The following is a 12096-nucleotide window of genomic DNA, read 5'->3' on the forward strand; positions in this document are numbered from 1 at the left end:
GCAGCCGCTTCGCCGCGCTGTCGCGCTTCCTGCCGTCGGGCCGCGGCATCGCGATCGGCGTGCCGTTCGTGTGGCTCACGATCTTCTTCGCGCTGCCGTTCGTGCTGGTGTTCAAGATCAGCTTCGCCGACCAGGTGATGGGGATCCCGCCGTACACGTCGCTCGTCGAGATCAAGGACGGCGTCGTGCACTTCGCGCTGCAGCTGTCGCACTACGCGTTCCTGCTGCAGGACGACCTGTACATCGCGACCTACCTCAGCTCGCTGAAGATGGCCGCCGTGTCGACGCTGCTGTGCCTGCTGATCGGTTACCCGATGGCGTACTACATCGCGCGCTCGGAACCGGCCCGGCGCAACGTGCTGATGATGGCCGTGATGCTGCCGTTCTGGACGTCGTTCCTGATTCGCGTGTACGCATGGATCGGCATCCTGAAGGATGACGGCCTCCTGAACCACACGCTGATCGCACTGGGCATCATCCACACGCCGCTGCGCCTCTATCACAGCGACGCGGGCGTCTACATCGGGATGGTCTATTCGTACCTGCCGTTCATGGTGATGCCGCTGTATGCGCACCTCGTGAAGATGGATCTGACGCTGCTCGAGGCCGCGTACGACCTTGGCGCCAGACCGTGGGTCGCGTTCACGCGCATCACGCTGCCGCTGTCGAAGAACGGGATCATCGCCGGCAGCCTGCTGGTGTTCATTCCGGCGGTCGGCGAGTACGTGATTCCGGAGCTGCTCGGCGGCGCCGACACGCTGATGATCGGCCGCGTGATGTGGGACGAGTTCTTCAACAACATGGACTGGCCGATGGCGTCCGCGGTGACGGTCGCGATGGTGCTGCTGTTGCTGGTGCCGATGGCGCTGTTCCAGTACTACCAGGTCAAGGAACTGGAGGAAGCGAAATGATCAAGCCGAGCAAACCGCTGTCGACAGGCGTCCTCGCCTTCGGCTTTCTGTTCCTGTACATCCCGATCATCAGCCTGGTCGTGTACTCGTTCAACGAGTCGAAGCTGGTGACGGTGTGGTCGGGCTTCTCGCTGAAGTGGTACGCGGCGCTGTGGCAGGACGACGAGCTGCTCACGGCCGCGTGGCTGTCGCTGAAGATCGGCCTGCTGACGGCCACCGCGTCGGTCGTGATCGGCACGTGGGCGGGCTTCGTGCTCGCGCGCTTCGGCCGCTTCAAGGGCTTCACGCTGTACACGGGGATGATCAACGCGCCGCTCGTGATTCCCGAGGTGATCCAGGGCATCTCGCTGCTGCTGCTTTTCGTGGCGCTGGAGCAGATGTTCGGCTGGCCGAAGGGTCGCGGGATGGTGACGATCTGGATCGGCCACGTGATGCTCTGCGTGTCGTACGTGGCGATCATCGTGCAGTCGCGCGTGAAGGAGATGAACAAGTCGCTGGAGGAAGCGGCGCTCGATCTGGGCGCGACGCCGCTGAAGGTGTTCTTCGTGGTGACGCTGCCGCTGATCTCGCAGGCGCTGCTGTCGGGCTGGCTGCTGTCGTTCACGCTGTCGATCGACGATCTGGTGCTGTCGGCGTTCCTGTCCGGGCCCGGCTCGACGACGCTGCCGCTGGTGGTGTTCTCGCGTGTGCGTCTTGGCCTGAACCCTGAAATGAATGCACTCGCGACGCTGTTCATCACCGCTGTGACGATCGGCGTGATCGTCGTGAACCAGATGATGATCGCGCGCGAGCGACGCCGCGTGGCCGACATGAAGGCGGCGTTCGCGGCGGCCTGACTTCCCTCTTCCCGTTCCATCGATAACAAGACCCGTGCGCCGCGTGATGCGGCGCGCAAACCGATCACACATTGACAGGCCCACGACAAGGAGAATCCGCAATGAAGAAGAAACTGATCTGCCTGCTGGTGGCCGGCGCGTTGCCGGGCATCGCGCTGGCCGACTCGACCTCCGCCGAAATCAAGGCACTGCAGGCGCAGGTCGCCGCGCTGCAGAAGCAGATGAAGGCCATGCAGGCGCAGCTCGCCGCGAAACCGGGCGGCGCGCCGGTCGCGCAGGCCGGCGCGACGGCCTCGGCCAAGCCGGCGATGGTGGCCGCCGATCCGTCCTCGCCGGACTACGGCCGTGCCCAGGCCACGCTGACCAACGACGAAGTCAGCGAAATGAAGCAGCAGATCGCGAACCAGCAGCTGAAGGTCGACTCGCTGACGGACGCGGCCAACACCGGGCCGCTCGCGGGCCTGTCGGTCACGGGCTACATCGACCCGACCTACATCTACAACCGCGCGGCCGGCACGTCGTCGTTCCTGTTCGCGAACCACGAGAACGCGTACAACTACTTCAACAGCACGTTCGGCGATCTCTACCTCGACATCAAGAAGACCTTCGGCGTCGGCCCGATGGCGCCGTCGGCGGAGATCACGCTGATGCCGAACCGCGGCAACGGCATCACGCTGCTGCAGAATTCGCGCGGCTCGATCACCGACAACCTGCTGAACACGGCGGTCGTCAACGTGCCGATCACCGCGTCGACGACGCTCGTCGCCGGTTTGATCCCGAGCTTCGGCGGCTACGAGGTGCAGCAGTCGAACCAGATGCTCACGCTCACGCACAACCTGCTGTACGATTTCTCGGATCCGGGCAGCTACGTCGGCGTCGGTGCGAACTACACGAAGGGCAACTGGGCGTGGAAGTTCTTCCTCGGCAACGAGCAGTACCGCACGTACGGCTCGGTCACGCAGACGGGCACCAATGCGCTCGGCGACCCGATCAGCACGAGCAACAAGGTGCCGACCTTCACCGCGCGCGCGGACTACACGTGGTCGAGCGCACTCGATATCGGCGGGTCGTTCAACATCGGGCGGCAGACGCTGGCGAGCGCGATCGACGACCAGGGCGTCGTCCACTACGGCCCGGGCGGCGCGGCACCGAGCGCCTATGGTTCGTTCTTCTTCGGCGAACTCGATGCGACCTACACGCTTGCCGATATTCAGTACAACGCCGAAGTCGACTACGGCCGGCAGCAGCATGCGGCGTTCAACGGCGGGCTCGCGCAGTGGTACGGTCTGTCGCTGCTCGCGCACCGCAAGTTCAACGCGCCGGTGGTCGGTCGCATGGGCGTGACGCTGCGCTACGACCTGCTCGCCAACACGAAGAACGGCGGCGGCGGTGGCGGCATCGCGCTGAACGGCAACGGGATGGATCCGAACAACGGCTTCGGCGTCGACGCGGACTGCCTCGCGATGTCGAAGGCCGGCGGCGGCCTGGGCTTCGAGTGCAAGGGCGCGGTGCGCCAGGACGTCGCGCTCGATCTGCTGTTCTATCCGACCCAGCAGATCACCGTGAAGGTCGAATACCGGCACGACTGGGCGAACAACAAGGTGTTCCTGCGCAACGACGGCTCGTACGGCAAGTCCAACGACCTGCTCGCGACGCAGTTCATCTATTCGTTCTGATGCTGGCCGCGCGGGACGCCGTGCCGCGTGCATGGCGTCCCGCATCGTTTCACCCGGCCGGATCGCGGTGCGTCGCGCACCGGCGCCGGCCGTCCTCGAGGGAGTCGGTTTGATGACGCAGTCTTTCACCCGCCGCGCCGACGCGCTCGCGCGCGACTCGTACTACGAAGCGACCGCCGCGCGACCCGCGGCCGACGATCCCGTGCTGGAAGACGCGATCGACGTCGACGTGTGCGTGATCGGCGCGGGCTTCGCGGGCCTGTCGACGGCGCTCGACTGCCGCGCGCGCGGGCTGTCGGTCGCCGTGATCGATGCGCACCGGCCCGGCTGGGGCGCGTCGGGCCGCAACGGCGGCCAGGCAATCACGGGCTTCGCGAAAGACGAGGTGATCGAGCGGCAGCTCGGCGCCGCCGGCGCGCGTGCCGCGTGGTCGCTGTCGCTCGACGGCGTCGCGCTGATCGCCGAGCGCATCGCGCGCCACGGCATCGACTGCGACTTCACGCGCGGCTACCTCACGGTCGCGACGAAGCCGCGCCGCATCGACGACCTGCGCGCATGGATGGATGCCGCGACGTCGCGCTGGGGCCATCCGTCGCTGTCGTGGCTCGACACCGGCGCGATTCGCGCGCGCATCGCGTCGTCACGTTATCTGGCCGGCGTCTACGATCCGCTGTCGGGTCACCTGCATCCGCTCAAATATTGCCTGGGCCTCGCCGATGCCGCGCGCCGCGAAGGCGTCGCGCTCCATGCGCACACGCCCGCGCTCGACGTCGTTCGCGGCGCGCGGCCGGTCGTGCGCACACCGTCGGGCGAAGTGCGCTGCCGCTTCGTCGTGTCGTGCTGCAACGCAGGCCCCGGCGGCATCCTGCCGGCCGCCACCGCCGCGCGCATCGCGCCGATCGCGTCGTACATCATCGCGACCGAACCGCTCGGCCGCGCGCGCGCCGACGCGCTGATCGCGCAGCGCGAAGCCGTGTGCGACAACAACTTCTTCCTCGACTACTTCCGGCTGTCGGCCGACCATCGAATGCTGTTCGGCGGCCGCGCGAACTCCGCGGGCGCGTCGCCCGACACGCTCGCGGAAACGATCCGGCAGCGCATGGTCGGCGTGTTCCCGCAGCTCGCCGACGTGCGCGTCGACCACGCGTGGGGCGGCTTCGTCGACGTCACGCGCAACCGCGCGCCGGACTTCGGCGCGCTCGATCCGAACTTCTTCTACGTCCAGGGCTTCAGCGGGCACGGCGTCGCGCTGACCGGAGTCGCCGGACGCGCGATCGCCGGCGCGATCGCGGGCGACACGCGCGCGTTCGACCTGTTCGCGCAGCTGCGCCACCGGCGCTTTCCCGGCGGCGACGCGTGGCGGCAACCCGCGCTCGAACTCGGGATGCTGTACCACCGCGTGCGCGAGCTGTTCTGAGCCCATTTCATTCGCTTTCCCGATCATGCAGACATTCGCCAACCAGCCGCACGTCGCGTCGTACTACGCGGCGACCGCCAACGATACGACCCGCCATGCGCCGCTCGCCGGCACGACCGACGCCGACGTGTGCGTGATCGGCGCAGGCCTCACCGGTTTGTCCGCCGCGCTCAACCTCGCCGAGCGCGGCCACTCGGTGACCGTGCTCGAAGCGTCGCGGGTCGGATGGGCGGCGAGCGGGCGCAACGGCGGCCAGCTGATCGGCGGCTTTGCATGCGACATCGACACGTTCGGCAACTTCATGCCGGAAGGCGACGTGAAGCGGATCTGGGACATGGGGCTCGAAACGCTGTCGCTCGTGAAGTCCCGCATCGCGCGGCACGACATCGACTGCGCGCTCGTACCGGGCTACCTGACCGCCGCGAACACCGAGCGCGACGCGGATGCGCTGAAGCGCTGGCGCGACGAGGCCGCGAAGCGCTTCGGCTACGACCGCTTCCATTTCGTGGAGGCAGACGAGCTCGGCGACTACGTGCAGTCGGCGCGCTATCGCGGCGGCCTGTACGACCCCGACAGCGGCCACCTGCATCCGCTGAACTACACGCTCGGGCTCGCGCGTGCGGCCACCGACGCCGGCGTGCGGATCCACGAGGACAGCTGCGTGACGCGCGTGCGCGACGTGTCGGGCGGCCACGTCGTCGAAACCGCCCAGGGGCAGGTGCGCGCGCGCTTCGTCGTGCTCGCGTGCAACACGTACGTGGGTACGCTCGCGCCCGCGCTGTCGAAGAAGATCATGCCGGTCGGCACCTACGTGATCGCCACCGAGCCGCTCGGCGAAGCGCGCGCCGCCGCGCTGATGCCCGCGCGCGCGGCGATCTGCGACAGCCGCTTCGTGCTCGACTATTTCCGGCCGGCGCCCGACACGCGGCTCGTGTGGGGCGGCAAGGTCAGCTATTCGACGCGGCAACCGCGCGATCTCGCGGCGGCAATGCGCGCGGACATGCTGAAGACGTTCCCGCAGCTCGCGGACGTCAAGGTCGACTACGCATGGGGCGGCTTCGTCGACATCACGATGAACCGCGCGCCGCACTTCGGGCGCGTCGCGCCGACGATGTACTTCGCGCAGGGCTTCTCGGGGCACGGCGTGAACACGACGGCGCTTGCCGGCAAGCTGATCGCCGAGGCGATCGACGGCCAGGCGAGCCGCTTCGACCTGTTCGGCAAGATCCGGCATCGCGACTTCCCCGGCGGCGCGACGCTGCGCACGCCGGCGCTGGTGCTCGCCATGAGCTGGTACCGGCTGCTCGACGCGTTCGGCATGCATTGAGCGGGCCGCATCGGAGCGACGCGAGCCGTAAGCGCGTCGCGCACCGCGCGTCTCACGCCACACACCGATGCAAAATGAAAAACGGCCGCGCAACAAGCGCGGCCGTGCAATCGATTCGCATGACATCGGTCCGTCGGGCACATACCGTGCCCACGCACCGAGCACGACATGCACCGATCAGTCCGTCCCGTACTTCGGCGAATGCGGACCGTACAGCAGCCCGTTGGGCGGACCGGCCGACAGCAGCCGCGTGCTGGTGAACGCGGCGACGTCATGGCTCTGGTCGATCAGCGTGTTCGCGATCTGCTTGACCGCTGCCGTCACCAGCATGCCGATCAGGCTGCCGCCGCCGTTGTTGCCGCCCTCGTCGCTGCTCGCGCTCGCCCGGCCCTGCCACAGCACGTCGCCGGTACGCAGGTCGACGAGCTTCGCCGAGGCCGACACGACCGTTGCGCTCGCAAGGATCCGGTAGACGGTGCCGTACTGCGACACCTTCGAATACAGCGCGGCATCCGCACCGAAAATCTCGCGCAGTTTCGCGGGCGACGTCTGCTGGATCTCGGCCGCGTTGGTCAGGCCGTTCTGCTTGAACGTCTCGTCCATCACGGCAACCGGCACCACGTAGTAGCCGGATTCGGCCAGCGGCAGCGTCATCTGCGACAGCATCCCGTAGGTTGCCGCCACGTCGGACGTCTCGTTGAGGGGCGGCAGGACGAGGATCGAGCGCGGCTGGCTCTTCTTGAACGCCGTGTAGTCGGGTCGTTTCACCGGCTGCGCGCACGCGCTCAACAGCGCGACGATCGACAGCACGGACATCAGCTTGAATGAGAGTGTCTTGAACATGGCGGGCGCGTTACGGTTTGGCGGTGGTCGGGGCAATATCCTTCTGGCCGGCGATCGCCTGGGCGGCTGGCTTCTGATCCGCGGTCTTCGACACGCCGGTCTTTTTCTTCATCAGGAAATCCATGAAGGTCGACGATTCCGGGAACGACTGCTTCTCGGCCTGCAGTTCCTGCTCGGCCTGCTGCTCGTTGCCGACGCTCGCGTACAGCATCCCCAGATGCGCATGGAAGCCCGGCGGCGGCATGTTGCCCTTCGCGCGAATCTCCTGCAGCGCCTTTTCGAGCGCGTCGATCTGCTCCTGCGGCGACTTCTGCCCCTTGAAGTACTCGTACACCTGCGGCTGATAGCCGGTCCACTGATAAAGCGGCGGCGTGGAGCTCGCGCAGCCGGCGAGCAGCAAGGCGGCGGCCGTTGCCGGCAGCCAGTTACCCCGTTTCATGGTCTGTTCTCTTTTGATGTCGTTGTCAATCGGTCCAGCGCGGCGCCGGCCCCGGCGCCGCGCTGCTACATGGGCTGCGACGCTTACTGCGGTACCTTCAGCGTGCCGGCGTCGACCTGGTCGACGAGATGATTCACGGCTTCCTGGATCGCGAGGTCCAGCACCTTGCCGTTGAGCGTCGAGTCGTAACCGGCCGTGCCGCCGAAGCCGATCACTTCCCGGTTCGACAGGCTGAACTCGCCCGCACCCTGGCTCGACGCGACGACTTCCGACGTCGTCGTGTCGACGATGTTCAGGTTGACCTTCGCATACGCGACCTGCGTCTTGCCGCGGCCGAGAATGCCGAACAGCTGGTGATCGCCGACGTCCTTGCGGCCGAACTCGGTCACGTCGCCGGTCACGACGTAGTTCGCGCCCTTCACGGCCTGTGCCTTCTTCATGAAGCCGGCTTCCTGCTTGATCTCGTCGAGGTTCTCGCGATCGAGCACGTTGAAGCGGCGGCTCTGCTGCAGGCGCGTGACGAGGATCGTCTTCGCCTGTCCGCCGAGGCGGTCGATGCCGTCCGAGAAGATGCCGCGCATGTAGCTCGAGCGATTGTCGAACTTGCCGACCGCGATCGCGACGGGCTTGCCCGCATACGGCTTCTGCGCGCTGCTCACTGCCGGCACGTCGAGCGTGCGCGACGATTCGGTCGCGCAGCCGGACAGCGCCGCGACGAGCGCCGCCGCCACGAGAACGGTGCGTCGTGTCTGAATGTTCACTGCTGGTCTCCTTGCGTGAAAAGATTGCCCGGAACGGGCGCGCCGGCGCGTTGACGAGCCGGCGGTCGATGCGGTGATTGAAACGGTTGGGGCACGCATTGGCGCGCGCGACTTCATCGCCCGGACGGCGACGGAGATGGCGGCATGCGAAGGGAAAGTGCGCGCAACGGACGTGCTGCGGCAAGACGCGAACGCGCGGCGCATGGATCGACCACCCCGCTTGCGCCGGCTACCCCTTGATTTTGTTTACTGCGCTGTTGATCGCGCATGATCGGCCCCGAATATGATTTTGGCCGATGATACCAAGCCTGATTATCGAGACGGGGATTCTTTGGAAGAATTGACGTTCTTTACGAATCATCGCGGAGATCCGTGGTGCGTCACACGCCAGCCGGGCGCGCGGAACACGCGCGCCGGCCGGCGAGCCGGCGCACCGGTTGCGGTCAGTCGGCCACTTTCTGGCGCATCGTCACGAATTCCTCCGCTGCGGTCGGGTGAATGCCGATCGTGTCGTCGAACTGCGCCTTCGTCGCGCCCGCGCGGATCGCGATCGCGATGCCCTGGATGATCTCGCCCGCGTCGCGGCCGACCATGTGCGCGCCGATCACGCGCTGGCTGTCGCGCGCGACCACGAGCTTCATCAGCGTGCGCTCGTCGCGGCCCGACAGCGTGTGGCGCAGCGCCTTGAACGACGCGCGGTAGATGTCGACCTCGCCGTGCAGGCGACGCGCATCGGCCTCGGTCAGGCCGACCGTCGCGACCTCGGGCTGGCTGAACACGGCCGACGGCACATAATCGTGATCGGCCGCGACACGCGCGCCGCCGAACAATGTCCGCGCGAGCAGTCCGCCGTCGCGTGTCGCCACCGGGGTGAGCTGCGGCCGCGACGTGACGTCGCCGATCGCATGGATCGAGGGCACCGACGTCGCCGAATACGCATCGACGGCGATCGCACCACGCGCGTCGAGCACGACGCCCGCCCGTTCGAGCCCCAGCCCTTCGACGTTCGGCACGCGGCCGGTCGCGTAGAGCACCGCGTCGTACGGCCCGTGCTGCGCGTCGCCGACACGCACGGAGAGCGTGCCGTCGTCCGCGCGCGCGATCGATTCGACCACCGCGCGCGCATGGATCGCGACGCCCTGCCTGGTCATCTCGTCGGTCAGGAATTGACGCACGTCGTCGTCGAAGCCGCGCAGGATCTTCTCGCCGCGATAGAAGAGATCGACATGGCTGCCGACGCCGTTGAAGATGCCCGCGAACTCGACCGCGATATAGCCGCCGCCGACCACCGCGATGCGTGCGGGCAGCGTCGCGAGCGACAGCGCCTCGCGCGACGTGATCGCATGCTCGATGCCGGGCCGCGACGGCAGCGACGGGCGCGAACCGGTCGCGATCGCGATGTGGCGCGCACGGATCGTGCGTTCGCCGATGGCGACGGTATGCGCATCGACGAGCGTCGCGCGCCCCGCGTGCATCGCGACGCCGGATTGCCGCAGCAGGTTGATGTAGATGTCGCTGAGCCGGTTGATCTCGCGATCCTTCGCGGCGATCAGCGCGGGCCAGTCGAGCGTGCCGGCACCGAAGGTCCAGCCGAAGCCCTTCGCGTCCTCGAGCTCGTGCGGATAGTGCGATGCGTACACGAGCAGCTTCTTCGGAATGCAGCCGCGCAGCACGCAGGTACCGCCGATCTGCTCTTCTTCCGCTATGCCGACGCGCGCGCCGTATGACGCCGACATCCGGGCGAGCCTCACGCCGCCGGAGCCGGCCCCGATGACGAACAGGTCGTAGTCGAAATCCATCGCAAGCCCTCATCTCGATTCGGATGACGGCACGATAACAAGAATCGGGAATTCGTGTGGACCGTGGCGCCGCAGGACGCGCGCGCCATAAAAAACGGCGAGAGACGTTGCCTCTCGCCGGTCAAACCAGCTGCCGGGTTTGCCATGCGTCACCGATCGACCACATGCCCGGCCTGCCGGCCGCGCGGCACCGGTCCGTCCGGGCGCGCGAGGGGCGCACCCGCGGCGGGACCGGCCGCCATGCTCAGGCCTGCGACGTGTCGCTGCCGTCCGTCGCCTGCGTATCGTCTGCCTGCTGGGGCTGCTCTTCCTTCTTCTCGAGCATGCCTTCGATCGCCTCGGCGCCCTTGAAGCCGGCAACAGCTGCCGCCGCCTTGGTCAGCAAACCCGCATCCGGATCGACCTTCTCGGCCGCCTCGACGGCTGCCACTGCGCCAGCGATTTCACCCACGGTGTTCAGGATACCCATCGTCATCCCCTTTCAAGAAAATCGTGAGCGCATCGTCCCACGAAAAAAACCGGCAGACCGTGTTTGTCATCACCGGATACACAAGTTACGCACGAGGCCGGCCGCACGCGAAACGTACGCCGGAACGACGCCCGCGCGTGCGTTGCGGCACGCGGCGGACCCTGCACGCAGCGTAGCGGAATCGCTTCGTGCGCACTGTCAAAGTATGTTCTGGAATGCCGACGGAATCCTTACGGGCTGGCAGTTCCCGATGGAGCGGTCGCTGAATGGTCGGCCACGCGCATGAAGGTCGCGTGACGAAAAAAAAGAGGCTCCCGCGGGAGCCTCTTCGATGCGCGCCGAGCCTGGGCCGGCGCATGCATGCCGACTTTCGTCAGAAGATATTGCGCAGGCCGATCGCGATGCCGGTCTGGTTGCTGCGACCCGGCAGTTCGACGTTCGCCGCGCCGTTCGTCTTGTTGAAGTCGACGGTGCCGTAGACTTCCGTGCGCTTGCTGAGCGCGTATTCGGCGATGCCGACGATCGCGTAGCGGTTGCCGCTCGCGAGCGTGCCGTTCGCGGTCATCGCGTTGCGCATGTGGTCGTAGTAGAACGCGCCCGTCAGCGTCAGCGGCGTGCTGACCTGCCAGCTCACGCCCGCGAACGGACCGTCGTCGATCCGGCCCGTGCCCTTCGCGACCGGAATCGACTGCTGCGCGAGCAGGCTGTCGACGAAACCGGTGTCGTCCTTCGAGCGCAGGTAGCCGGCATAGACCTTCGCCTTGCTGAACGCGTACACGACGTTCGCGTGGTAGATCGTCTGCTTGCGTGCGGAGTTGTCGCTGTTCTGCTGCGCGCCGGCCGCGATGCTGAGCGGGCCCATCACGTAAGACAGCGAGACGCCCCACGCATTGCCCTTGCCGAGCGAGCCCGGGATCTGGCCCGAGAAGCCGCCCGCGCCGGTCGATTCGTAGTTCGTGCCCGTCGAATACATCGCCTTCGCGGTCAGGCCCGCGAAAGTGCCCGAGTACTTGATCTGGTTGTCCGCATACAGGCCGCCGCCGAGTGCGACCGGCAGCCAGGCATTTTCGAAGTAGTTGCCGACCGTCAGCGGATCGTAGGTGTCCGACAGCAGGTCGAAGAGCGGCGTCTTCTGGCGGCCGAGCGTCACCGTGCCGTACGGGCTATCCAGGCCGACGTATGCCGCACGGTTGAACAGGCGGCCGCTGTCGGAGAATGCGCCGTTCTGCAGGTTCACGCCGCTTTCGAGCTTGAACACGGCCTTCAGGCCGCTGCCGAGGTCTTCCGTGCCGTAGATGCCGAAGCGGCTGTTGGTGATCGCGCCGTTGGTCATCGACAGCAGGCCGTCGTTCTTGGCGTTTGCGTTGGTCAGGTAGCGGACGCTGACGTCGGCGACGCCCCAGAGCGTGACCGAGCTTTGTGCGGCCGCGTACTGGCTGGCGAATGCGAGCGCGGCGCCCCCTGCGATGACTGCGAGTCGGGTGGTCTGCTTCATGAGCTTTCCTATTTGTAGGTGTCTCCGTTCATTGCCGGCCGCGTGCGCAGCCGGGTGGCGATCGCGCACGTTCATGGCGCGCGCGATGTGGGCTGAATCATATGACGACTGCAATCTCTGAAA

At 66.9% G+C, this 12096-nt stretch carries 11 protein-coding genes; 5 read left to right on the forward strand and 6 right to left on the reverse strand.

Annotation, left to right across the window (positions count from 1 at the left end):
- From DIE11_RS21565 to DIE11_RS21585, 5 genes are all read left to right on the forward strand, one after another.
- Positions 1-911: ABC transporter permease subunit (locus DIE11_RS21565; protein WP_124626907.1), on the forward strand; the 911-nt coding region annotated here is incomplete at its 5' end.
- A complete protein-coding gene (locus DIE11_RS21570; protein WP_044847895.1) occupies positions 908-1747 on the forward strand; it encodes an ABC transporter permease subunit in 840 nt (279 codons plus the stop codon). The genes DIE11_RS21565 and DIE11_RS21570, both read left to right, overlap by 4 nt.
- Positions 1748-1848: 101 nt before the next feature.
- Positions 1849-3423, forward strand: a complete 1575-nt coding sequence (locus DIE11_RS21575; protein WP_124626909.1) for a DUF3138 family protein — start codon at positions 1849-1851, stop codon at positions 3421-3423.
- Positions 3424-3535: 112 nt separating this feature from the next.
- Positions 3536-4840, forward strand: coding sequence for an FAD-binding oxidoreductase (locus DIE11_RS21580; protein ID WP_124626912.1), 1305 nt, complete (start codon positions 3536-3538; stop codon positions 4838-4840).
- A gap of 25 nt (positions 4841-4865) precedes the next feature.
- On the forward strand, positions 4866-6167 hold the full coding sequence (locus DIE11_RS21585) for an FAD-binding oxidoreductase (RefSeq protein ID WP_124626913.1): 1302 nt from the start codon (positions 4866-4868) through the stop codon (positions 6165-6167).
- Positions 6168-6344: 177 nt separating this feature from the next.
- On the opposite strand, the gene DIE11_RS21590 is transcribed toward DIE11_RS21585, so the two are convergent.
- The 6 genes from DIE11_RS21590 to DIE11_RS21615 all read right to left on the reverse strand — a co-directional run bounded on the left by DIE11_RS21590 (position 6345) and on the right by DIE11_RS21615 (position 11973).
- The gene (locus tag DIE11_RS21590) at positions 6345-7010 is read right to left on the reverse strand and encodes a DUF799 domain-containing protein (protein ID WP_124626915.1); all 666 of its coding nucleotides are present in this window, start codon (positions 7008-7010) and stop codon (positions 6345-6347) included.
- A gap of 10 nt (positions 7011-7020) precedes the next feature.
- Complete coding sequence (locus DIE11_RS21595; RefSeq protein WP_124626917.1) at positions 7021-7449, reverse strand: DUF4810 domain-containing protein; 429 nt, start codon at positions 7447-7449, stop codon at positions 7021-7023.
- Positions 7450-7532: 83 nt separating this feature from the next.
- Positions 7533-8204 (reverse strand): CsgG/HfaB family protein, encoded by a 672-nt coding sequence (locus DIE11_RS21600; protein WP_182670311.1) that lies wholly within the window; start codon positions 8202-8204, stop codon positions 7533-7535.
- A gap of 449 nt (positions 8205-8653) precedes the next feature.
- Complete coding sequence (gene gor / locus DIE11_RS21605) at positions 8654-10009, reverse strand: glutathione-disulfide reductase (RefSeq protein ID WP_124626919.1); 1356 nt, start codon at positions 10007-10009, stop codon at positions 8654-8656.
- A gap of 244 nt (positions 10010-10253) precedes the next feature.
- A complete protein-coding gene (locus DIE11_RS21610) occupies positions 10254-10478 on the reverse strand; it encodes a hypothetical protein (RefSeq protein WP_014895816.1) in 225 nt (74 codons plus the stop codon).
- 373 nt (positions 10479-10851) lie between these two features.
- Positions 10852-11973: a porin gene (locus tag DIE11_RS21615; RefSeq protein ID WP_124626921.1), complete on the reverse strand. Its 1122-nt coding sequence runs from the start codon at positions 11971-11973 to the stop codon at positions 10852-10854.
- Positions 11974-12096 lie beyond the last annotated feature (123 nt).

It is taken from the genome of Burkholderia sp. Bp9012 (assembly GCF_003853825.1).
Classification (GTDB): domain Bacteria; phylum Pseudomonadota; class Gammaproteobacteria; order Burkholderiales; family Burkholderiaceae; genus Burkholderia; species Burkholderia diffusa.

Coding starts and splice junctions, on each gene's coding strand:
- DIE11_RS21595 (WP_124626917.1), bottom strand. CDS start 7,449: ATGAAACGGGGTAACTGGCTGCCGGCAACGGCCGCCGCCTTGCTGCTC.
- DIE11_RS21580 (WP_124626912.1), top strand. CDS start 3,536: ATGACGCAGTCTTTCACCCGCCGCGCCGACGCGCTCGCGCGCGACTCG.
- DIE11_RS21615 (WP_124626921.1), bottom strand. CDS start 11,973: ATGAAGCAGACCACCCGACTCGCAGTCATCGCAGGGGGCGCCGCGCTC.
- DIE11_RS21610 (WP_014895816.1), bottom strand. CDS start 10,478: ATGGGTATCCTGAACACCGTGGGTGAAATCGCTGGCGCAGTGGCAGCC.
- gor (WP_124626919.1), bottom strand. CDS start 10,009: ATGGATTTCGACTACGACCTGTTCGTCATCGGGGCCGGCTCCGGCGGC.
- DIE11_RS21590 (WP_124626915.1), bottom strand. CDS start 7,010: ATGTTCAAGACACTCTCATTCAAGCTGATGTCCGTGCTGTCGATCGTC.
- DIE11_RS21585 (WP_124626913.1), top strand. CDS start 4,866: ATGCAGACATTCGCCAACCAGCCGCACGTCGCGTCGTACTACGCGGCG.
- DIE11_RS21570 (WP_044847895.1), top strand. CDS start 908: ATGATCAAGCCGAGCAAACCGCTGTCGACAGGCGTCCTCGCCTTCGGC.
- DIE11_RS21575 (WP_124626909.1), top strand. CDS start 1,849: ATGAAGAAGAAACTGATCTGCCTGCTGGTGGCCGGCGCGTTGCCGGGC.